We start from the raw sequence: 21005 nt of genomic DNA, 5'->3' as shown, positions 1-21005 counted from the left end.
CAGTCGCGCTTCCGACGACACCGTTGTACTGTCCACGGTACTCGGAAGTGTCCCACACGTCGCCGTCACCGAAGTAGTTGTGACGACGTTCGTAGGTCAGTTCGTTCCACAGCGAGGCGGAGGCGTCAAGTAGCCGTAGGAGGCACTCTTTGTCGTTCTCGGTCTGTGGGATCACCTCGAAGGGGTTGACGCGCTTCATTCGTCGCCACCTTCCTGTTCAGCAATGTAGCGTTCGACAGCGTCCTTCGAGGTGCTTCCCGCTGTTCCGACGTAGTACGAACGAGTCCACTTCACGCGGTCGTCATACCGCTGGTTATACTTTCGCGCCGAGATGCCCTTGACCCAGTTGACGATGAGTGACGGAGCGTTCTTCGGTGGACTCCCGATGAACAGGTGTACGTGGTCGGGCATGACCTCGGACTCGGCCAGTTCGAGGTCTTTGTCGTCACAGATTTCCTCGAAGATGGCTTCGAGACGTTCCTTCGTCTTCCCCGTCAGGCGCGAACGCCGATACTTCGGCACGAACACTATGTGGTAGTAGAGTTCGTATTTCGCGTGACGAGTACTCTTTACCATCTATGCATACTATCACGGTCGGATGCCTTATAGATTGCGTTGGAACCCCGTCTGTGCCATCGTCGGCGGTTGAATACTGTTGGTCGGCTTCATCCCCGCCCTGAAGGGCGAGGCTTTCGCCTCGAATTTTTCGTAAATTGAGCAGACGGCCAGTGTCTTGCTACTGATACTTGTCGGGGTGCTCCCCATCGTGGTCGTCCGGTGACTAGAAACGCAGAAATTCCTATGTCGCCGACGACAGGAGTGGGATTCCGGCGGGCGAGCGGGATAGGGTCTTCAAGGCCAGATATACGACTGTCACCGATACCGGCGGCACGGAGGTCGGACTAGCGTTCGTCGACGCACTCGCGGACGTGTACGGGTGGACATGCCAGGTGACAGAGAGCGACACTGGTGGGCACAGGTTGAGTTTAAGAATGTTGACGACGATTCGTAGCGTACCTGACTCGTTCGCCAACTTTGCAAAAACCCTTTCTCAGGGTGCCGCCTACGGAGAATCAGTATGCACGTTCCTATGCTTCACAATCAAATCGCTGGTATCCTCCATGATCTATTCCCACGTGAGAACCACATCGACCCGGTAGTCCGCGCCGACGAGAGGGCCCCGAACTCCACCCAGCAACAGCGCGTGTTGGCGGAGATCGCCCAGTTGGCGCTGGACGACCACCCACTCGACGACTTGTTTGACAAGACGGTCGAACGCGTGGCAAACACGCTCAATCACGACTACTGCAAGATCTTGGAACTCCGGCCAGACCATGACGAACTGCTGCTCCGGAACGGCGTGGGGTGGCGTGACGGCATCGTCGGGACGGCGACGGTCGAGACGGAACGGAACTCGCAGGCAGGGTACACTCTCCTCGAAGAGGAACCCGTGGTCGTTACCGACCTCCCGTCCGAAGACCGGTTCACTGGGCCAGCGTTGCTCACTTCGCACGGCGTCAAAAGCGGTATCAGCACCATCATCGGGACGCCCGACGATCCGTGGGGGATTCTTGGCGTCCACACGACGACCGTCGAAGAATATACCGACGACGACGTCGAGTTCATCCGGAGCGTCGCCAACATCCTGTTCACCGAGATCCGGCGACGGCAGCGCGAAGACGAACTGGCGGCGCAGAACGAACGCTTGGACGCGTTCGCGAGTATGCTTGCCCACGAACTCCGCAACCCCGTCACGATCGGCCAGATCTACAGCGAGCAACTCCCGGAGGATTCGGAGACGGACGCCGTCACGCACGTTCAGGAGGCATTCGACCGCATCGAGGATATGGTCGACGTTCTATTGGTATTAGCCCGTGGTCGGGACGCTATCGGTGAGAACGACGCCGTTGTCCTCGCGGATGTCGCCCACGAGGTGTGGATGCAGGTGAACGCCCCCGACGCGCGGCTGGTAGTGAATACCGACCGTGTCCTACAGGCCGAGGAAACATATATTCGGCATCTCCTCGAGAATCTGTTCGAGAATGCAGTCGAGCACGGCGGGAGTGACGTGACCATCACGATCGGAGACCTCCCTGAAGGATTCTACGTCGCGGACGATGGAACCGGGATTCCGGCAGACGACCGAGAAGACGTGTTCGACATCGGATTCACGACGGCTGCTGAAGCGGGTGGCACCGGACTGGGGTTGGCGTTCGTACAGGAATTAGCGGACGTGTACGACTGGTCGTGTTCGTTGTCCGAGGGTTCGACTGGTGGGGCCAGATTCGAGTTCGAGAGCGTCGATTTCGTGTAATAAACAGCTTGATTCGCACGTACAACGGATTGAACATCCTTCGAGTGGAGAAAGAGAATATACTAGCAGACTTCTGTCTTTCTGCTATTTGGGATAGGACTGAGAAAGGATTCGGTGAGGTCAACAAATCTCGTACCGGCTGATCTCAGTTGCTCCGCACATCGGGCATGTGTTAGCTGAATTTACAGGCGCTAATCCCCCTTCCTCAAGGAGCGAGCGCAAGCGAGCGAGTAGGGCGGGGTAGTTCACGCGGGTCAGACGTCGGCGGTGAGTGCTACAGGCGACGTCCGAGCACAAATCGGACGTCGGTCCTCTTCCGCCAACTGTAGAGAGACACCTTGCAACGGGCGCAGGCCGTCTACGTCGGCTCCCTGCCGGGGCGCTTCGGCAAATACACGAACAATGCGGTCGCCACGGCAGTCACTCCCGCCAAGAGGAAGAATGCTTCGTCGAACAGGCCGCGATCCGAGAGGACCCCCACGACGACAGCCCCGGTCGAACTCACCAAGAAGAAGCCTGTTCGCAGGAGCCCCCAGACGGCCCCCATCCTCTCGTCAGGCAGGGCCTCAAGGACGTATGCGTTTGCCACCGGGGCGACTGCGAGCCGCGAGGCCAGCACGACAAGCAAGCCGACGAGCGCCGGGACGCCGTGAACGACCGGCAGCGCGGCGAGCGTGAAGATGCCGACGAACGCGACGCCGACAAGGACGGCCCGCGTCCCGACTCGATCCGCTGCGCTGCCGCCCACCAATTGGAAGCCAGCGCCAGCGACGAACAGCACCGCAAAGAGGGCCCCCGCCATTTGCTGGGAGAGTCCCTTCTCCTGCACCAGATACGTCGGCAGAAACGCCGTCAGCGCTTGGAATGTGAACAGCATCAGTGTCAGGCCGACGACACCAATTCCGATTGCGCGGTCAGCGAGTGCGACTCGAAGCGGACCAAGTATGCGGTGGTGCGAGTACTCGGGCTCGCCGTCGGCATCTGCCGTCGCCGCTGGCATCACCCACCATGTTCCGACGCCCGTGGCGAGAAACAACGGCACCGACAGCCCGACAGTCAACCGCCATCCGATCTCGAGAGTGAGAACGCTGGCGAGAAACGGGAGGGCGGCCGAGCCAACGCTCCCAGCGGCGAGCGTGATACCGAACGCGCGTCCCGGATTCGGCGAAAAGAGATTCGAGAGCGCGATACCGCGGGACGTGCCGAACAAGCCGGTTCCCAACCCGAACAGCCCGGCGGCAACCACGAACACAGAGAAGACCGGCGCCCCGCTGATGGCTCCGAGACTGCCCCCGGCGAGTACGAGGCTCACACTCAGGAGCCTGCGTTCGCCGAGCCGGTCGACGAGTACGCCGGCCGGAAACTGCATGATCGCGTAGCCCGCCCAGATGACCGTGATGGCAAGCCCGGCGGTCGCGTTATTGATCGCGAACGCCACTTTGATAGAGGGCAAAATTGCAGGGAGCACGAACCGTAGTCCGAGGGTGAGAAACCAGCCGAATGCGATCACGGCCAGCGCTCCGGTCTGTGTCTCGGCCGCTCCGCTTCGGACCGCCCCGAGTGAACGCACTGTGTCTCTATGCTCGGCGCTGTACGATAAGAAGCATGGGAATCCGGAACCGGCGCACCGGACACGGCCACGCGCCATCGGAACACGGAACTGCGCGCCAGTCGCGTCCGCAGTACCTTTACGGGTGCCTGTGGCGTCTGCACGATCATGGCAGACCTCCGGATCGCGGTCGGTGATGTCACGTGCACTGCCTCGTGGACCGACGACGCACCGGCCACACGCGACGCACTCGCGGCCGCCCTGCCGGTCGCGGGTGACGCAACGCGCTGGGGCGACGAACTGTACTTCTCGGTCCCAGTTGACATGCCCGCCGAGAACGCCCGCGAGACCGTTCCGGTCGGCGCAGTCGCATACTGGCCCCCTGGGAACGCCCTGTGCCTGTTCTGGGGCCCGACGCCCGCGAGCACCGACGACCAGCCCCGCGCCGCCTCGCCGGTGACCGTGGTGGCCGAACTCGAGGATCCCAGCCCGCTCGAAGGCGTTGCCGGCGAGGCGTATGTCCGGGTCGAAGCTGCGTGACCATGTCCGCGAGTATGACCGACTCCGTACCGCTCTCCCATCCCAGTAGAGGGCCGTCATGACTGTCACAGAGGAGCCCGCAGACGATCGTGATCCGCTCGCGTACGAGGCAGGTGATCGCATCGGCGTTTGTCTCGACATCGACGGCACCGTCTACCGGTCTGGGTCCGTCTTCATCGAGACGCTCGCGTTCCTCCCGTACGCCGACAGCATCACGCTCTCGCCCAGAGAGCGACGCTACCGCCGCACCGCGCTGACGGCCGTCGCCGACTACCACGGTGGCCTCGCGGCGACAGCCAAATGGCAGGGCGTCCTGACGGGCCTCGATGCCCTGCGCGTCGCCGGGGCTGACCACCTGTCAGAGACAATTCTTACGACGCTTGCTCGACACCAGGCGGACCGCCCGACCGGACGCGAGGGCCAGACCGCGTCGCGAACACTGCCCGCCTCGGACATGGGCGACTACCAGGCGATGCGAGCGACCGTCCTCGAGGCGTACGGCGCCCTCCTCCGCGGCAAACGGCGGGCCGACGTGGCGGACGCGGTGGCCGAGGTGGTCGCATCCCGTTGTCCCGTCGATGCGCAGCTCCGTACGACCCTCGACCGGCTGGCACGGCACGACGACACCGACCTCTATCTGGTCACCGATGGCCCCGAACACATTGCGACCGCGTACGCGCGGCAAGTGAGTGGTGCCGCGCAAGTAATCGGGACCGCCTATGATGTGCGGTCGGAGCGGTACACCGGCAATTTCGACCGCGTCGACAAAGGGCAGACAGTCGAACGCCTGCGGGCTGCCCACGGCTGGACGTACATTGTGGCGGCTGGCGACGCCCCGGTGGACGTGGCGATGGCGCGCGACGCGAACCTCTTTCTCGCGGTCGACGGGCAAAGCAATCTCTCACGGCGACAGCTAGGCCTCGACGCGGTGCCGGTTCCCGACTCAGAAGCCGACCTCCGTAGCCAGCTCACCCCGGCGCGAAACGCCGTGCACGTCCCGCACGAAACGACGTTCGAGCGGGCGTTACGGACTGCACTCGGGGCGGTCGGCATCGCGCTCGACCAGGACGAGTAGGAGGTTGGGATTGCGCCCCTAACGAGTGCGACGCCTCCCGAGTCCAAAGGGATGTTCGGGAACGCGTTCACAACGTCAGTTGCCTCGCCGGTCAGCCAGCACTCGCGAAGGGTTCCCGCACAAACGCCGACAGTACCTCGTAATTCTCATGAATCGATACTTCCGTGAAACGTCGTTTCGAGTGCAGTATCTAGGACGTCGATCGCCTCTTCGATTTCGTCTTTCTCTATGCAGAGCGGCGGTGCTCCTTCCACAGGTTTACGGCCAAGACTTGCTGACGCTCGTGGTTGCCGTCCCCGCCCTGGCCGCGTCGTTGTACTTTGCCGTTCGCGGGTCGCTCCGGGGATACGTCGTCTGGCTCGGGGTGACGGGGTATCTGCTCTACACCTACGCGTCCTACGCGTTTATGACCGCATTCAACGGGCTGTATCTGGTATACACCACATTGCTCTGGTTAACGCTGTTCACGTTCGTCGGCGGAATGGTTCGACTAGACGCAGATGCACTCAAGTAATCAATCAGGGAAACTTCGGTCCGGATACACGTCGGGTTCCATCTGTTATTGGCCGTACTAATCGCATCGCTGTGGCTCTCGGAAATCCTCCCAGCGACCTTCGCGGGAAAGACACCGCCGAGTATCGCGGAAGCCGGACTTCCGACGTCGGTCATCTACTCGTTCGATTTCGTTAGTACAGTAGTACCGGAATCCGATTTCTGGCAGTTACGGGACCAGCTCCCGGAAAGCGAAGACGACGCGGATTGGGGGAAGTTGTTCGAGGTAACCGACGCCGGTGGCTGGGGCGAGGCGCAGGAGAAACAGACCGGGGGAGATCCGCAACCCGACGCCGAAAGCGAGGCTGGTGCGGAAGATCCGTCCGAGTGATCTCGGCGAATCGGTGGTGTCATCCGAGCACACAGAATGACCGATTTCTCAAGGAATACCACACTCCTGAAACTCATCCCGATGTTTTAGACGTCGGAAAGAGTATTGTGGATGGCTTCCATGCTTGATAACAAGGTCGCAATCGTTACTGGCGGATCGACAGGGATCGGCAAAGCAACTGCTGCGAAGTACAAAGAGTACGGTGCCGAGGTCGTTATCGCAAATCGGTCGGCTGATGCAGGAGAAGAAGCGGCCGAGGAACTCGGTTGTGACTTCACCCAATGTGACGTCGCAGAGTACGAGCAGGTCGAAGCGCTCGTCGAGGCAACCGTCGAGAAGTACGACCAGTTGGATGTGATGGTGAACAACGCGGGGATTGGCCGCGTCGGGACGGTCGAGGAGATGTCGCTCGACGACTGGCACGACGTGATGCGGATCAATCTGAACGGCGTCATGCACGGGACGCGGGCAGCGATGCCACACCTGAAGGAGTCCGAGGGGAGCATCGTCAACATCGCATCAATCTACGGGCTCGTTGCTGGCCCGGGAGCGACTGCCTATGCGACGGCCAAAGGCGGCATCGTCAACTTCACGCGGTCGGTCGCTGTCGATTACGCCAAACAGAACGTGCGAGTTAACAGCATTTGTCCGGGATTCGTCGACACGCCGATGACCGAACCCGCCTTCGGCCAGGAGGAGTTCTACGAATACGTCCACGGCCAGACACCGATGGGACGGGTAGCACAACCAGAAGAGATCGCTGGCCTGGCAATGTTCCTCGTCTCCGACGAGGCCTCGTATATCACAGGCGCGAACATCCCCGTCGACGGTGGGTGGACAGCACAGTGACGGGCAGCCCGAATAGCTATTTCGTCGTGGTTCAAGTCATTCTCTGTGGGTTCTCACCTGCAATTACGAGGGCAATTGGAAACCGGACGTATGCGAGTATAATGAACTCCGATTCCCAACTGAACTCGAGGTCTACCACTGGCTTTCTTATTCCTCAGGGGGAGTCTTCACCGGAGATCTCGTCGAGGGGAGATATCGTTTGATTGTAGAACCGATGGCGAGGTATGCGGGGAGGCCGATGACGAGTACAGCGCCAATGATTCCCCAGTCTTCGAGCTCAAGTGGTACTGTTCCGAAGTGTTGATTGACCGGGGTATACAATACGCCAAGCTGTAGTAAAATCGACAGCCCAACCGCGAGTGCGAGCCACCGATTCGAGAACGTCGGGGTTTCGCGGAGCCAGCGGATGACGTACAGTTTCTCGAACTCGAGGAAGACGAAGCCCGTGAACACCATCGTCATCGCGTACGGCGTAATCGCGGCCGCTCCACTGAGCACATAGAACATCAACCCGAGCATGAGCACGGTCGATACTGTCCCGGCACCCCCGATGAGTCCGAGCATGGGACGTCCGATAATGCCCCTGTCGGGATCGCGCGGCGGTCGCTCCATCACGTCGCCGCTCTGCGGGTCCGCACCCAGCGCCAGCGCGGGCAACCCGTCGGTGAGCAGATTGATCCACAGCAGTTGGACCGCCGGGAGCACGAGATAGCCGTACAGCGACGCGAGAAAGACGAGCGCGACTTCCGCCACGTTCGCACTAAGCAGGAAGGCGACGAACTTCCAGAGGTTGTCGAAGATGGCTCGACCGCGTTCGATTGCCCGCTCGATGGTGGCGTAGTTGTCGTCCAGCAGGACCATATCGCTTGCGTGTTTGGCCACGTCGGTCCCTCGGACGCCCATTGCGACCCCGACGTCAGCGTTCTTCAGCGCTGGCGCGTCATTGACGCCGTCACCCGTCATTGCGACGACGTGGCCGTTCTCCTTGAGCGCCTGCAAGATGCGCACTTTGTGTTCGGGAGACGTACGAGCGAACACGTTGACCTCCTCGACCCGTTCTGACAGCTCCTCGTCGTCCAGCTGGTCAAGCTCACGCCCCTCTATCACCTCCTGTTCCATTCCGAGCGACCCCGCGATAGCGGCGGCCGTGCGGACGTTGTCGCCGGTGATCATCTTCACGTCGATCCCGGCCCGCTCGGTCGCCGCGAGAGCGTCGGCGACCTCCGTTCGTGGCGGGTCGATCATCCCGACGAGTCCGACGAACACCAGGTCGTCCTCCAAGTTCTCCGGGTCCTCCGTGTAGGCGATCGCGAGCACGCGGAGGGCCTCGTCGGCGAACGTCCGGACTTGTTCGTGGACGCGGTCGGCTGCCTCCGGGGTGAGATCGGTCGGTCCGTCGTCGGTGAACACGCGAGAGGACTTCGAGAGGACGACCTCCGGGGCGCCCTTGACGTACCCTGCGTCGCCGTGGACGGTTCCCATCCACTTCTGCTCGGAAGAGAACGGAAACTCGTCGGTTCGGGGGTGCTCCTCGCGGAGAGCCTCGACGTCAATTCCGTGATCTTCGGCCGCCTCGACCAGCGCCTGCTCGGTCGGATCGCCCTCCTCGGCGGTGGCGTCGTTGCAGAGCGCTCCAGCCCGCAACAGGAGGTCGATGCGGTCGGACGGGGGTTCACCGGCAGTTTCGGCGAGTTCGACGACAGCGTCGTTTACCCACACCCGGCTGATGGTCATCTGTCCCTCGGTGAGCGTCCCGGTTTTGTCGGTGCAGATGACATCTACCGAGCCGAGTGCCTCGACGGCGGGAAGGCGGCGAACGAGCGCGTTCTCCTCGGCCATCGTCCGCACTCCCAGTGCGAGGGTCAGCGTCACCACGGCCGGCAGTCCCTCGGGGATGGCGGCGACGGCCAGCGACACCGCGGTGAGCCCCGCTTCTACGGGTGGCGTGTCCTGAACCAGCAACAGCGGGATTACGAGCGCGGCGAGTGCGAACACACCGAGACCGAGCCGACGGCCGAGCTCGTCCAGTTCCTCCTGGAGCGGTGTCTGTGTCTCTTCAGTAGCCGCAAGCTCTCGTGCAATCGAACCGACCTCTGTGTCCATCCCGGTCGCAGTGACAACGGCGACTGCCCTGCCGCGCGTGACATTCGTGCTATTGAATACCATGCTCTCACGCTCGGCGAGTGGTGTATCGGAATCGACTGGTTCGGGCGACTTCAAGACTGGCGCACTCTCGCCGGTGAGTGCCGCCTCATCAACTTCGAGGTCGATATCTTCGAGTAGCCGTCCGTCCGCGGGGACGACGTCGCCACTCTCCAGTTCGATCACGTCGCCGGGAACGAGTTCGGTCGCGTCAATCTCGATAGTCGTTCCGTCCCGGCGGACGGTCGCCGTTGGCGCAGTCATTTCACGGAGCGCTTCGAGACTCTGCTCGGCGCGGTAATCCTGGACAAATCCGAAGACACCGTTCACGACGACGATGACGACGATAAGAACGGCATCGACGGTGTGGCCGGCCCAGGCCGAGAGCACAGCTGCCGCCACCAGAACCCAGATGAGCACGCTGTTGAACTGCGCAACGAAGATCGCTACCGGCGTTCGCTCGCTGGCCTGAACGACCTCGTTCTCGCCGTATTCCGCGAGCCGTTGCTGGGCCTCCCCTGAAGTGAGTCCCTCCCTGGAGGTATCGTGGGCCTCCAGAACCGCTTCGGCCGAACGGCTGTGCGGGCGGTCGTTCATTACCGGATGTTCACTCCCGTCACACTTGGGAATTGTCGGAGAGACTCTGCCGACAGTATCGTCGACGAACGAGCTTGAACTATCATTACCTGTCGGGAACGTTGGTTTGAAGCGCGAGTACCGACCCGGGTAAGCCACAGCAGTTGGTGGCGGACTACTGCCCTGGGAACAACAGCAGGCGCCCGACCACGAATACGAAATACAATCCCAACAGATAGCCTCCCTCCGTCCGCGTGAGTTCTCCGTCTTTCACGTACAGCGTCCACCCGAGCAACCCAGCACCAGTCACGAGTTTGAACGGGAGGTCCCAGAGGATGACGGCCGATGGGACGTAGTAGGTGGAGATTGCGCCACCGATGCCGATGCCGACGAGGGGGTTGACGATGTTGCTCCCGACGAGTGTTCCGAGCGCGACGTTTGGTGACCGCCGACGGATAGCGTCCATCACGGCCGTCAACTCTGGCAGCGCGGCGGCCACGCCGATGGTCACGATTCCGACCATTGACCCACCGAGAGCAAGCATGTCGATGACCCCCTCGAGGACCGACAGCATGAGCGATGCAGAGAGCAGAACCAGGACGAGCAGACCTATTGCGACGACCGCATCTCTGCGAGGATTGACGCTCGGCGGTTCTCGAAGCGTCTGCGTCCGCTCCCGACGGGTGACACTTGCCCCGACATACACGAGGTAGAGAGCTAGGAACAGGACCCCGTCCAGCCGGCTGATAGTTCCATCCCAGGCGAGAACTATCGTCACGACGAACACGCCTAGCATAGGCAGGTAGATCTCGCGGACGAACGTTCCGGTGAGGTCGAGACTGCCGTACCCGATGAGGAGGATTCCGACAAGAAGAAGCTGCTGGACGGTCGAAGAGCCGGTGTTACCGCCGATGACGACGGCGGACGTAGTCTGGTAATCCAGAGTCCCGGAGAGGATTCCCAGTGATGCGATGAAATGGGAACTTATCTCCGGCAAGCTCGTTCCCACGGCGAGAATGGTCATTCCGACGAGTACCTCGTCGACATCGTAGTACTCGGCGAGCGCCAGCAGCCGGTCGATCGCACGACTCGCCGCAGTCACGAGGGTGTACAGCGCAACCGCGCCGATAGAGACCAGGGACACCAACTCACCCGAGACCGGCATGTCAGCGCTCGGCCAGCCAGGTATCGTCCCATTGTCGTTCGTAGTCGGGGTCGAACTGCTCCGCGGTCCAGACCGGACAATTCTCGCACTCCCAGATCCTGTAGACTGATCCATCCCGGGTCACTACGCCGACAGACGCCCAGGCGTGGCGCTCGCAGGTTTCAGCCTCGGACATGCGTGGGCGACAGGTCGGCCGACACCAAGAAAAACGTATCTATCGTCCTCCATGATTTGCTGTGTCCCTCGTACTCGTAGTTCCCGTTAGTCTCCAGCCTCAACTGAATGACTTGGACTCGGCTAGTCATCTCAGTCAAATGATGCCTGTATCGTTGGTTGTAGGAAAACTACCAAGCCACAAAATACGAGTACATTTAATGATTGATACCAAGTAGAGAGTCCCATGGACGTCCTCGTCCGGTAGATGGGTCGGACTGTAGCTTCCGTGCATTAGAGTTTGCTACTGAATTCGTACGACGATACGAGGGAACGCTTCACGTCGTACACATCACGGACTATCAGGGAAAGGAAACGAGTGAAGTCCTCAAACGAGCTGAAGAAGTTGTAGCCGATGCTGGCCTCAAAGACGAGCCGGAAATCGTCACGAGTCTCCGGCTGTCGGAGCCTGGCTACGCTAATCGTGTCGGAAAGGACATCCTGCGTCTTGTTGAAGAGCGGGAATACGACCACGTCATTATGGGCCACCATGGAACTGGTCGGATCGGTCGTGTGCTCATTGGAAGCGCCGCAGAGACCGTCGTTCGTGCTGCCGAAGTCCCGTCCACTATCATACCATAATTGGCGTGCTGAAATAGGCCCCTTGCGAAAATAGAAGCAAGCGTACTCTACGGCGTTGCGGACGAAACCGCGTGGTTGACTGTGAGAACATGAAATCTGTCCTATACAGGGCGACACCAGAACCAAATAGAGTGCGTCACGAGCGTTTTACGACCAGTACTGGAACGTCAACTGTCCGAAGCACGGTTGAGGCGACACTTCCGATAAGTTGACGCTTGAGATCCGATCGGCCGTGAGATCCCACTATGACGAGATCGACCTCGTTTTCCTCGATGTACTCACGGACACCGGCAGCGGCCCCCTCGAACGACGCCGTCCGTTCGACGGCAGTCTCCACAGTCAGATCGGGGGCAGATTCCTCGATTTTGTTTGCAACGCTGTCAATGGCCTCTTGCCCTCTCGCGTTGAGCCGTTCGAGGAACTCTTTTTCGAGACCCCCCGCGTTGAACATGCCACCTGCGGCCTGAAGATCCACGACGTTCAAAACGTGCACGTCTGAACCATAGCGCTGCGCGATGGCTGTTCCATGGGGAATCGCCACTTCGGCGTTTTCGCTGCCATCCGTCGTAATAAGGATTCGTGAATAATCGGCCTCTATCTCACCATCGTCGTCCCCGCCTGAGACGACGAACACGGGGATGTCGCTTCGATGGAGGACCTGCTCGGTAACGCCGCCCAAGAGACGCCGACCGAGTCCGGTCAATCCCTGTCTCCCGATGACGATGAGGTCTGCGTCCTGCTCGTTCGCATACTCGCTAATTTGGACAGCGGGCCTTCCTTCGGTCAGTTTCGTGGTAACAGGATGGCCGAGTTCTGACGCAAGGTTCTCGATTTCTGTGAGGGTCTCCTCACCACGTTCTCGTAGCTGGGTTTTCTCGTCGGACGTTTCTGTGAGTCGGAGTGCTTTTCGTTCGACGACAGAAAGCACGTTGACGGTCGCGTCGAAGACCTGAGCGAGTTGGAGACCACGTCGTGCTGCTCGCTTCGCTTCGCTGCTCCCGTCCACAGCGATCACAATCCGGTCATACATTCTGGGTTCTATTTGGGAGGCTACTCTCTTCATCGTTTGGCAGAGTGATTTCGACGGGCGAGATGTTACGAGCTTGTCCCGTAGTTCACGGAGCAATTCATGAATCTCGATAACATCACTGGCGGGGTACAGCACCGTCTCGAACTCCCGGGAACCGGCGAAGCGGTTCGCGCGATCCGGGCGACGCTGATATCCCTAGGCCAGCGAATGCCCGGGGTGCGGTTACCGCTTCGGAAACAAGCTCGTCCATCCAGTCCTCTCGGCAACCCGGTTCTGTCATCTGTGCGAACATCAATTGTGACGTGCGACGACGATATACGACAGTAATTCGATAATAGAGTCAGAAACCTAATCACCAACGCGAAAGATACACAAGACAACCGATGACACAGGAAGCGGGACAGCGACCTATATTTCTCGTCGTCGTCGAACCAGACAAATCGTCGGTCGGGACGGTCGAATACGCGCTCCGCAAGGCGAGGGACTCACGAGCCGAGCTCGGCGGCGTGATCGATTTCGCTGTACTGATAGTTAGCCGCTTAGACGATGGGTCAGCCGGTTCCGAGGTGGAATCGCGCCTCGAACGGACGATCGAAACCTTCGACGGAAAGGAACTTCGGACGAGGGTCGACACCGTACGACTACACGGGAGCGATTCGGCCAGTCAAACGGAGGCTGTACTGGAGTACATCGGTGATCAGAACATCTCGCGTCTCATCGTGCAGGCCGACACTCGACTGTCGGTAGAACGACTTCGTGAGCGGATTGGCGTATCTCGTCTCGAACTCGCTCCCGCCGAAGTCACTTGGGAACGGCGGCGACTGATCCATTCCGGTGGACTTCGCCGCCTCGGCGCGATATTCGGTTTCACGTACCTGTTCTATCTTGCCATCGGCGGATTCGTGGGCGGATTGGATTTCCTGACGGGTGCGGTCAGCGCCGGCGTCACGGCGGCGGCGCTCTTTCGTATCGCGTTCAGCGAGGAACCGACGCTGGCTCGAACGGGGCGGCGACTCGGTCGCTTCGTCGCCTTTCTCCCGGTGCTCCACTGGGAGATAGCGAAAGCGAACGTCGCCATTGCCTACGTCATCCTCCACCCGCGATTACCGATCGACCCGTCGATGAGGACTGTCGAGACGGACACCCGGGAGGGACTCGAGCGGATGGTACTGGCCAGTAGTATCACGCTCACGCCGGGAACGTTGGTGGTCGATGTCCACGAACGGGAGTTCACCGTTCACTCGCTGACCGCCGGTGCCCGGGGCGACCAGATCGGAGGACGCCTCCAGAGACTCGTCACCTGGGTATTCCGCGGCGGTGGCGTGACGGATACCGACGGAGGTGACGACCCGTGATCGGAGTTGGGGAGGGATCACTCGTCTCGACGGCGTTACTCGCGACTGCGGTCGTTCTCGTGGCGCTCACACTCCTCTTGGTGTATCGGGCCGCGGTAGGACCGACGACACAGGACAGGGTCGTCGCAATCAACGCCATCGGCACGACGACTGTCGTCGTCATCGCACTGGTGGCGGGGGCGCTCGACGAGCCCGGGTTTCTCGACATCGCGCTGGTGTACGCGATGCTGAACTTCATGTTGAGTCTCGGCGTCGCCAGGTTCTCGGTCGAACGCGGGGGGATGCTGTGACACCAATCGAACTGGCGGTCGTCGCGCTAGCCGCTGGGAGCGTGTTCTTCTCACTCGTAGCGGCGGTCGGCATCGTTCGCCTGCCGGACGTGTACGCCCGAGCACACGCGACGTCGAAGAGCGACACGATGGGGACTGGGCTCGCCCTAACGGCCGTCGCCGTCGTGCTAGACTCCGGCATCGCACGCCTCAAACTCGGGCTCCTCATCGCATTCGTGTTACTCACGAACCCGGTGGCCGCTCACGCGATCACGAGGTCGGCCCACTTTCAGGGAATCCCCCACTGGGAACTCGAGGCGGAGGAGGACGAATGAACGGGCTCCTCTTGGCGCAGGTGTTGACTGTCTTCCTGATTGTCGTCGCCTTGGTGGTGGCGTCGCTACGGGACGTCCTCGCGGCGACGATAGTGTTTGCGGCGTACAGCCTCGGAATGGCAATCGTCTGGGTAACGCTCCGGGCACCGGACGTCGCCCTGACGGAGGCGGCCGTCGGTGCGGGCGTCACGACGTCGCTATTTCTCGTTACCATCGCCAAGACCGGACGGTCGGTCGGCGACACAATAGTGACTCGGGAGGTCGATCCCAAATCGGTAATCGGCGTCGTGGCGATTCTCGCTCTAATCGGATCGACAATTCCCTCGCTCCCCGCCGTTGGATCACCAGACGCTCCACCGTTCCAGCGGATTTCCCCGTATTATCTCCAGCAGTCCGTCCCGCAGTTCGGTATCGAGAACGTCGTGACGGCGATCCTCGCTGGCTACCGTGCGTTCGATACGTTCGGTGAGGTCACGGTCGTGTTCGCAGCGGGGCTGTCGGTGCTCGTCGTCTTCCGGAAGGAGGTGCTCTGAGCGTGCGCGAAGACCGCCAGACCGAGAGCGTCGTCGTCACAAAGACGGTTCGACTGATCGCGCCGTTCGTCTTTACGTTCGGCCTGTTCACGATGTTCCACGGAGCGAAAAGTGCCGGTGGCGGGTTCCAGGGCGGCACGGTCGTCGCATCGGTAGTTGTTACGATAGCGTTCGCGTTCGGCATCGATCAGACCGGTCAGTGGCTCAACCAGACCGTCCTCACAGCCTTCACAGTCCTCGGCGTTGCCGTTTTCGCAGTCGTCGGCATCGTGACGGCTGTCTACGGCGGGACGTTCCTCGAGTTCACCGCCTATCCAGGAAGTAAGGGGGCACTCTACGCCATCGAACTGGTCGAAGTGGGCATCGGAGTGACCGTGGCTGCGACCATCGTCATCCTGTTTTTCGAGATATCTGGCGGGTTCGACGCGGAGGGGGAGTACGAGTGATCGATCTGTTCCTCGCCCGGCTCAACTACGTGGGGTTCGTGGTCCTCGTCGGAGTCGGTTTGTTCGTTCTCATCGACGACGACAACCTCGTCAAGAAAGTGATCGGGCTCAACGTTTTCCAGACTGGCGTTTTGTTGTTTTTCATCACCACCGGGTACCGCACCGGCGGGTCACCGCCTATCGTCGAACCCGGCGGAGGACCGTACGCCAATCCGCTCCCGCAGGTCCTCGTGCTCACCGCTATCGTCGTCGGCGTGAGCGTCACGGCGGTCGCGCTCGCGCTCGTCGTCCGCATCCACCGCGAGTACGGTACGCTCCGGGAAGACGTTCTCAGGGAGGGACGAATCGACGAATCACGGAACGGACCAGACGGCGAATCACAGGGAGGGTCGGCCGATGAGTGAAGTCCTTGCCGCACTCGTCGCGGTCCCGATTAGCGCGGCCGTCCTGCCGCCGATCGTTGGCCGAATCTTCGAGGATAGCGGCTGGCCGATTGCGACGGCCGCCCTCGTAATCCAGACGGCGCTCGCGGGCTATCTCGGCGTGCTCGTCGTCAAGGGCGGAACGCTCTCCTACGGGGTCGGTGGATTCACACCACCGGTAGGTATCGAACTGGTTGCGGACGGGCTTTCGGCTCCGTTCGTACTTCTCGTGGCAGTCGTTTCGGTCGCGCTCACAGCGTACACGCGGATCGGCGGTCCGCGGTCGAATCCTTTCTACAGCCTCTATCTCCTGCTGGTCGCCGGACTGACGGGAGTCTGTGTCACCGGCGACGTGTTCAACCTGTACGTCTTCCTCGAAATCAGCGGCCTCGCCGCTTACGCATTGGTCGCCCGCGCCTCCGGCGGACGGGCCGCGCTCGCCGCGCTCAAATACCTCTTGCTCGGAACAGTCGGCGCGACCCTGTACCTGCTCGGGGTCGGGTACCTATACGTCGCAACCGGGACGCTGAACATGGTCGACCTCGCCACACATCTTCCCCGGGAATCAACGCTGACACTCGCCGCGTTCGCGTTTATCGGCGTCGGACTGGCGGTCAAGATGGCGCTGTATCCGTTGCACGTCTGGCAGCCCGACGCATACGAGCACGCGCCGGCGGCGGTGAGCGTGCTTCTCTCGGCGCTCGTCTCGACGGTCGCCGGATACGCGCTGATCAGGCTGGTCTTCGGAGTGTTCACAGTTCGATTTTTCGCTGTCCATCCGATTGTTGACGAGGTGATTCTGCTTCTCGCGGGAGTAAGCGTCATCGCCGGGGGCGTCCTCGCGTCCAGGCAGTCGTCGGTGAAGCGTATCTTCGCGTACTCGTCGGTCGCACAGTTCGGACTCGCCACCGTGGGGATCGGACTTGGAACCGTTCCGGCAGTCGTCGGTGCCGTCGTCCAGTTGCTCGGCCACGCGGTGATGAAGGGCGGCCTGTTCGCGGCCGCCGGCGTCGTCGCGTCTCGGACCGGGGCCGCTTCCGTAGAGGAGTACGCGGGGTTGGGACAGCGAGCCCCGTGGGCCAGCGGCTCGCTCGCGGTGATCGGCCTCGGTATGGTCGGCATTCCGCCGACGGTAGGGTTCGTGGCGAAGTGGTACATCGCCGTGGGTGCTATCGAGGCCGGATCGTGGTCGATGCTGGTACTGGTCCTCGTGAGTACGCTCCTCTCGCTCACGTACTTCGGAACGCTGGTCCAACAGCTCTACGTGCGTGATGACCGGAATATCGGGACGGAGAGGAATGTCTCCGAAAGGCACGCCTCTTTCGGCATGCGTGCCGTAGCCGTCGGTGCAGCGGTAGCGACCGTCGGGCTCGGGTTCGCCGCCATCGGAATCGCTTCGCTCGTCGAACCGACCGTCACCGCACTCGTAGAATCATGACAGAAGTATCGTCACTGCTGCCGATTGTCGCCGTGGGCGCGTCGGCAGTCGCGGTCCCGCTGATCCTGGTAAGTCGGGCGCGGCCGAACGTCCGCGAGTCGTGGACGATCGCCTCCGCGCTCGTGAAGTTCGCCGTCGTGCTCGCGCTCGTTCGGGGCAGTCTCCGGGGCGTCACCTATACGACACCTGACGCGACGTTCCTCCCGGGAGCAACGCTCACGCTCCGGGTTGACGCGCTCGGAGCGCTTTTCGCACTGCTGGCGAGCGGACTCTGGATCGTGGCGAGCCTCTACAGCGTCGGATATGTGCGTAGCCTAGACGAAAAGTACCAGACGCGGTACTTCGCCGCCTTCGCGGCGAGTCTGAGCACCGCTGTCGGTGTCGCGTTCGCGGGGAACCTGCTCACGCTGTTCGTGTTCTATGAACTACTCACGATTGCCACGTATCCGCTCGTCGTCCACAAGCGGACCGAGACGGCCCGAAAGGCGGGTCACAAGTACGTCCTCTATACGCTCGGCGGCGGAGTCGCCGTCCTCGCCGGTACCCTCCTCGTTCACGCGCTCGCCGGTACCACTGGCTTCACCCCCGGCGGGCTCGGAGGGGCCCTGACCACGGAGCCGTTACTCGCTCGCGCCGCGTTCGCACTGCTGATCGCGGGCTTCGGAGTCAAGGCGGCGCTGATGCCGCTCCACGGCTGGCTGCCCGACGCGATGGTCGCCCCTACGCCGGTGTCGGGACTACTCCACGCCGTCGCAGTAGTCAAAAGCGGCGTGTTCGGCATCGCCCGCGTCGTCCTCTACGTGTTCGGCTCGGATAGCGTCAAGACGCTCGGCGTGGGTCTCCCGCTGGCGGCTATCGCGGCCGTCACCATGTTAATCGCCGCCGTCCTCGCGTTGCGACAGGACCGGCTGAAGCGCGGTCTGGCTTACTCCACGGTGAGTCAGCTCTCGTACATCGTGATCGGCCTCGCTGTACTGACGCCGGCAGCCGTCCGTGGCGCGCTGTTACACCTCTCTGCGCACGCGTTCATGAAGATCGTCCTGTTCTTCTGTGCGGGGGTCATCTACGTTGAGACGCACGTCGAACGTATCGACGAGCTACAGGGAATCGGGCGTCGCTTGCCGGTGACGATGACGGCGTTCGGCATTGCGAGCGCTGGCCTGATTGGGCTCCCGCTGGTCGCGGGGTTCGTCAGCAAGTGGCATCTACTGGTCGGGCTGTTCATGAGCGACTACCCGGTGTTCGGAGCCGCACTCCTCGTCGCGGGACTCTTCAAACTCCTGTTCTTCTGGCCGATCCTTGCCGAGGCCTTCTTCACCGACTCGCAACCCGCGGACGCAGGAGCGAGCGGGTCTCTTCATACCGATGGCGGTCACGACCGGGAGTCTCGGGCGTGGCGAGTCGAAACGGACTGGCGACTGCTCGTTCCGGTCGCAGTCGCGGTCGCCGTCGCCGTTGTGTACGGGATCGTTCCGACCGAACTCCCGTTCTATGACCTCGCAGTACAGGTCGTGGAGGTGACGGTCGGATGAGCGTGCCCCTCACCGGTCTCGCTCTAGACGCTCTCACGACCGTGCCGCCGGCGATCGCCCTGTTCGGGCTCGCCGTCGCCGTGGTGATACTCCCGCGGCGCGTCGGGCACGCCGTCGCCGCCGCTGTGGCAATCGGAACGTGTGGCTGGCTGCTCGCTGTCCCGGCGGGAACGTACGTCCGAACGTCGCTGTTCGGTTTCGAGGTGGTGCTGTTCAGCGTTGACGTCTATTCGCGTCTCCTCGCGGTCGCGTTCGGGTTCATCGCTGCCGCGGGGACCGGATACCTATTTGCAACCGGTGGGGACCGACGTCAGACGGCGTACGCGCTGGCGTACGTCGGTTCGGGGATGGGCGCCGCCGTCGCGGGCGACTGGCTGACGCTCGTCGTCTTCTGGGAACTGATGGCAGTATGGGCGACTGTCCTCGTCTGGCACCGGTCGAGCGACTGGAGTGTCGGTACCCGATACGCCATCTATCACGAGATCGGCGGTCTCGCGTTGATGGCCGGCGTCCTGCTCCACTACGCCGAGGTCGGTACATTCCTGTACGGTGACGGGATCACCGCGGGACTCCCGGCGACGTTCGCGGCCCTCGGTATCGGAATCAACGCTGGCTTCGTCGGCCTGCATGTCTGGCTCGTCGATACGTACCCGCGGACGCACGTCGCAACGAGCGTCGTCCTCGCTGCAATCACCACGAAGGTCGGTGCCTACTCAATCGTCCGCGCATTTCCCGATGGACACGTCGTCCTAGCGTACGTCGGCGGCGCGATGGTACTGTTCGGCGTCACGCTCGCCATTCTCCAGACGGACATGCGTCGGTTGCTCAGTTATCACATCGTTTCACAGGTAGGGTATATGGTCGCGGGATTCGGAATCGGAGCGGCGCTCGCTGACGCGGGAGCGCTCGCACACCTCGTCAACAACATCTTGTACAAGAGCCTCCTGTTCATGGTCGCTGGCGTCGTGATCCACCGTACGGGTGAGGAGAGCCTGAAGAAAATTGGCGGCCTCGGGCGAGCGATGCCTCTCACCGCGGGCGTGTTCCTCGTCGCGGCGCTGTCTATCGCGGGCGTTCCGGGATTCAACGGATTTGTTAGCAAAGGGATGGTCCTCGACGGAGTCGAGAAAGCAGGCTTTGATGTCCTCTGGTACGCCCTCCTCTTCGGCGGCGTCGGGACCGTCGTCTCCTTCTCGAAATTCGGCTATTACGCTTTCCTTCGGGGTGAGTCAGAGACGGAATACACCGATCTGCGATCGATCGAACTCGGGGTCCTCGGGAGCGTCGCTGCACTGTGTGTCCTCTTCGGGATGGTCCCGACGCTCCTGTTCGGACTACTACCGGCGGAGGGGGTCGTCAGCGCGAAACCCTTTGCGGGCAAGCAGTTTCTGAAGGCTGGGGGTGTGACCGCGGCGGGCGTCGTCGCATTTTTCGTTATTCGAACCCGCCTGAGCCATGTCACGCCCGTCGCCGATCTCGATATCGTCTATCACCCGGTCGGCCGACGTCTTGTGGCGGTAAGCGTCGCGGGCGCGGGAGCTGTGGAAGACGGCATCAACCGCGTCGGCGAGCGGATACGAGAAAGCCTCCGGTCGATTCTCGTCGCTCCCACCGGGCGGGACGGGAGTGCGCTCTCGACGTCTACCAGTCAGTCTATCGGCGTCGGAGTCCTCGCAGTTGTCCTCGTTCTCGTCCTCCTGTTGGCGGTGTTCGTCATATGACATTGGAATCGGTATCACGTCACACTATTTTTGACG

At 61.7% G+C, this 21005-nt stretch carries 20 protein-coding genes and 5 pseudogenes; 18 read left to right on the top strand and 7 right to left on the bottom strand.

Going from position 1 to position 21005, the window contains the following annotated elements:
• Together E2484_RS14800 and tnpA are read right to left on the bottom strand one after the other, a co-directional pair.
• Positions 1-199: pseudogene (locus E2484_RS14800) on the bottom strand (IS200/IS605 family transposon protein TnpB); the annotation flags it as partial.
• Positions 196-576 carry an IS200/IS605 family transposase gene (tnpA, locus tag E2484_RS14795; protein WP_137285400.1) on the bottom strand — a complete coding sequence of 127 codons (381 nt, stop codon included), beginning with the start codon at positions 574-576 and terminating at the stop codon, positions 196-198. The gene tnpA and the pseudogene E2484_RS14800, both read right to left, overlap by 4 nt.
• Positions 577-815: 239 nt before the next feature.
• Between tnpA and E2484_RS26150 the strand changes: the two are divergent.
• Both E2484_RS26150 and E2484_RS14785 read left to right on the top strand, forming a co-directional pair.
• A pseudogene (locus E2484_RS26150) lies at positions 816-1160 on the top strand (ATP-binding protein); the annotation flags it as partial.
• On the top strand, positions 1079-2314 hold the full coding sequence (locus tag E2484_RS14785; RefSeq protein WP_137285399.1) for a GAF domain-containing sensor histidine kinase: 1236 nt from the start codon (positions 1079-1081) through the stop codon (positions 2312-2314). The pseudogene E2484_RS26150 and the gene E2484_RS14785, both read left to right, overlap by 82 nt.
• A gap of 358 nt (positions 2315-2672) precedes the next feature.
• Here the strand turns inward: E2484_RS14785 and E2484_RS14780 are convergent, their stop codons facing one another.
• Positions 2673-3824 (bottom strand): MFS transporter, encoded by a 1152-nt coding sequence (locus tag E2484_RS14780; RefSeq protein WP_321112498.1) that lies wholly within the window; start codon positions 3822-3824, stop codon positions 2673-2675.
• Positions 3825-4031: 207 nt separating this feature from the next.
• On the opposite strand from E2484_RS14780, the gene E2484_RS14775 reads away from it, so the two are divergent.
• The 5 genes and pseudogenes from E2484_RS14775 to E2484_RS14760 all read left to right on the top strand — a co-directional run bounded on the left by E2484_RS14775 (position 4032) and on the right by E2484_RS14760 (position 7210).
• Complete coding sequence (locus E2484_RS14775; RefSeq protein ID WP_137285397.1) at positions 4032-4403, top strand: cyclophilin-like fold protein; 372 nt, start codon at positions 4032-4034, stop codon at positions 4401-4403.
• Between the two features lie 58 nt (positions 4404-4461).
• Entirely contained in the window at positions 4462-5478 is a 1017-nt protein-coding gene (locus E2484_RS14770; protein WP_137285396.1) for a haloacid dehalogenase-like hydrolase, read from the top strand.
• Positions 5479-5713: 235 nt separating this feature from the next.
• Positions 5714-6181 (top strand): annotated as a pseudogene (locus E2484_RS26145) (hypothetical protein); the annotation flags it as partial.
• Positions 6158-6361: pseudogene (locus E2484_RS26140) on the top strand (DUF2267 domain-containing protein); the annotation flags it as partial. The pseudogenes E2484_RS26145 and E2484_RS26140, both read left to right, overlap by 24 nt.
• Before the next feature lie 120 nt (positions 6362-6481).
• Positions 6482-7210 (top strand): meso-2,3-butanediol dehydrogenase, encoded by a 729-nt coding sequence (locus tag E2484_RS14760; RefSeq protein WP_137285395.1) that lies wholly within the window; start codon positions 6482-6484, stop codon positions 7208-7210.
• Between the two features lie 147 nt (positions 7211-7357).
• Here E2484_RS14760 and E2484_RS14755 read toward each other — a convergent pair whose 3' ends face one another.
• The 3 genes from E2484_RS14755 to E2484_RS25050 form a co-directional block, all read right to left on the bottom strand.
• Positions 7358-9949 (bottom strand): calcium-translocating P-type ATPase, PMCA-type, encoded by a 2592-nt coding sequence (locus E2484_RS14755; protein WP_137285394.1) that lies wholly within the window; start codon positions 9947-9949, stop codon positions 7358-7360.
• Positions 9950-10103: 154 nt separating this feature from the next.
• On the bottom strand, positions 10104-11093 hold the full coding sequence (locus tag E2484_RS14750) for a sodium:calcium antiporter (protein ID WP_137285393.1): 990 nt from the start codon (positions 11091-11093) through the stop codon (positions 10104-10106).
• A gap of 1 nt (position 11094) precedes the next feature.
• Positions 11095-11268, bottom strand: a complete 174-nt coding sequence (locus E2484_RS25050; protein ID WP_170977316.1) for a hypothetical protein — start codon at positions 11266-11268, stop codon at positions 11095-11097.
• Positions 11269-11471: 203 nt separating this feature from the next.
• Between E2484_RS25050 and E2484_RS14745 the strand changes: the two genes are divergently transcribed.
• Positions 11472-11888 (top strand): universal stress protein, encoded by a 417-nt coding sequence (locus E2484_RS14745; protein ID WP_321112490.1) that lies wholly within the window; start codon positions 11472-11474, stop codon positions 11886-11888.
• A 136-nt stretch (positions 11889-12024) separates the two neighbouring features.
• On the opposite strand, the gene E2484_RS14740 is transcribed toward E2484_RS14745, so the two are convergent.
• Positions 12025-12918: a universal stress protein gene (locus tag E2484_RS14740; protein ID WP_137285921.1), complete on the bottom strand. Its 894-nt coding sequence runs from the start codon at positions 12916-12918 to the stop codon at positions 12025-12027.
• Positions 12919-13017: 99 nt separating this feature from the next.
• Between E2484_RS14740 and E2484_RS26135 the strand changes: the two are divergent.
• The 10 genes and pseudogenes from E2484_RS26135 to E2484_RS14690 all read left to right on the top strand — a co-directional run.
• Positions 13018-13131 (top strand): annotated as a pseudogene (locus E2484_RS26135) (DUF2267 domain-containing protein); the annotation flags it as partial.
• Between the two features lie 353 nt (positions 13132-13484).
• Positions 13485-14273 carry a Na+/H+ antiporter subunit E gene (locus tag E2484_RS14730; protein WP_170977315.1) on the top strand — a complete coding sequence of 263 codons (789 nt, stop codon included), beginning with the start codon at positions 13485-13487 and terminating at the stop codon, positions 14271-14273.
• On the top strand, positions 14270-14563 hold the full coding sequence (locus tag E2484_RS14725; RefSeq protein ID WP_394347907.1) for a monovalent cation/H+ antiporter complex subunit F: 294 nt from the start codon (positions 14270-14272) through the stop codon (positions 14561-14563). Before E2484_RS14730 ends, E2484_RS14725 begins: the two co-directional genes overlap by 4 nt.
• Positions 14560-14877 (top strand): monovalent cation/H(+) antiporter subunit G, encoded by a 318-nt coding sequence (gene mnhG / locus E2484_RS14720; RefSeq protein ID WP_137285391.1) that lies wholly within the window; start codon positions 14560-14562, stop codon positions 14875-14877. The genes E2484_RS14725 and mnhG overlap by 4 nt, the downstream gene beginning before the upstream one ends.
• Positions 14874-15410, top strand: a complete 537-nt coding sequence (locus E2484_RS14715; RefSeq protein ID WP_137285390.1) for a DUF4040 domain-containing protein — start codon at positions 14874-14876, stop codon at positions 15408-15410. The genes mnhG and E2484_RS14715 overlap by 4 nt, the downstream gene beginning before the upstream one ends.
• Positions 15411-15412: 2 nt before the next feature.
• A complete protein-coding gene (locus E2484_RS14710) occupies positions 15413-15856 on the top strand; it encodes an MnhB domain-containing protein (protein ID WP_321112484.1) in 444 nt (147 codons plus the stop codon).
• The gene (locus tag E2484_RS14705; protein ID WP_137285388.1) at positions 15853-16260 is read left to right on the top strand and encodes a cation:proton antiporter subunit C; all 408 of its coding nucleotides are present in this window, start codon (positions 15853-15855) and stop codon (positions 16258-16260) included. The genes E2484_RS14710 and E2484_RS14705 overlap by 4 nt, the downstream gene beginning before the upstream one ends.
• A complete protein-coding gene (locus E2484_RS14700) occupies positions 16253-17716 on the top strand; it encodes a proton-conducting transporter transmembrane domain-containing protein (protein WP_137285387.1) in 1464 nt (487 codons plus the stop codon). The genes E2484_RS14705 and E2484_RS14700 overlap by 8 nt, the downstream gene beginning before the upstream one ends.
• The gene (locus E2484_RS14695) at positions 17713-19248 is read left to right on the top strand and encodes a complex I subunit 5 family protein (RefSeq protein ID WP_137285386.1); all 1536 of its coding nucleotides are present in this window, start codon (positions 17713-17715) and stop codon (positions 19246-19248) included. Before E2484_RS14700 ends, E2484_RS14695 begins: the two co-directional genes overlap by 4 nt.
• A complete protein-coding gene (locus E2484_RS14690) occupies positions 19245-20969 on the top strand; it encodes a proton-conducting transporter transmembrane domain-containing protein (RefSeq protein ID WP_137285385.1) in 1725 nt (574 codons plus the stop codon). The genes E2484_RS14695 and E2484_RS14690 overlap by 4 nt, the downstream gene beginning before the upstream one ends.
• Positions 20970-21005: the final 36 nt, after the last annotated feature.

This window comes from Halorussus salinisoli (genome assembly GCA_005239435.1).
Lineage (GTDB): Archaea > Halobacteriota > Halobacteria > Halobacteriales > Haladaptataceae > Halorussus > Halorussus salinisoli.
The sequence above is the reverse complement of the archived record's forward strand: the minus strand, read 5'-3'. Positions and strand labels throughout refer to the sequence as shown.

Excerpts from the sequence above, each read along its gene's own strand:
- tnpA (WP_137285400.1), bottom strand. The coding sequence starts at position 576 with ATGGTAAAGAGTACTCGTCACGCGAAATACGAACTCTACTACCACATA.
- E2484_RS14785 (WP_137285399.1), top strand. The coding sequence starts at position 1,079 with ATGCACGTTCCTATGCTTCACAATCAAATCGCTGGTATCCTCCATGAT.
- E2484_RS25050 (WP_170977316.1), bottom strand. The coding sequence starts at position 11,268 with ATGTCCGAGGCTGAAACCTGCGAGCGCCACGCCTGGGCGTCTGTCGGC.
- E2484_RS14755 (WP_137285394.1), bottom strand. The coding sequence starts at position 9,949 with ATGAACGACCGCCCGCACAGCCGTTCGGCCGAAGCGGTTCTGGAGGCC.
- E2484_RS14740 (WP_137285921.1), bottom strand. The coding sequence starts at position 12,918 with ATGTATGACCGGATTGTGATCGCTGTGGACGGGAGCAGCGAAGCGAAG.
- E2484_RS14770 (WP_137285396.1), top strand. The coding sequence starts at position 4,462 with ATGACTGTCACAGAGGAGCCCGCAGACGATCGTGATCCGCTCGCGTAC.
- E2484_RS14700 (WP_137285387.1), top strand. The coding sequence starts at position 16,253 with ATGAGTGAAGTCCTTGCCGCACTCGTCGCGGTCCCGATTAGCGCGGCC.
- E2484_RS14750 (WP_137285393.1), bottom strand. The coding sequence starts at position 11,093 with ATGCCGGTCTCGGGTGAGTTGGTGTCCCTGGTCTCTATCGGCGCGGTT.
- E2484_RS14775 (WP_137285397.1), top strand. The coding sequence starts at position 4,032 with ATGGCAGACCTCCGGATCGCGGTCGGTGATGTCACGTGCACTGCCTCG.
- E2484_RS14695 (WP_137285386.1), top strand. The coding sequence starts at position 17,713 with ATGACAGAAGTATCGTCACTGCTGCCGATTGTCGCCGTGGGCGCGTCG.
- E2484_RS14715 (WP_137285390.1), top strand. The coding sequence starts at position 14,874 with ATGAACGGGCTCCTCTTGGCGCAGGTGTTGACTGTCTTCCTGATTGTC.
- E2484_RS14690 (WP_137285385.1), top strand. The coding sequence starts at position 19,245 with ATGAGCGTGCCCCTCACCGGTCTCGCTCTAGACGCTCTCACGACCGTG.
- E2484_RS14760 (WP_137285395.1), top strand. The coding sequence starts at position 6,482 with ATGCTTGATAACAAGGTCGCAATCGTTACTGGCGGATCGACAGGGATC.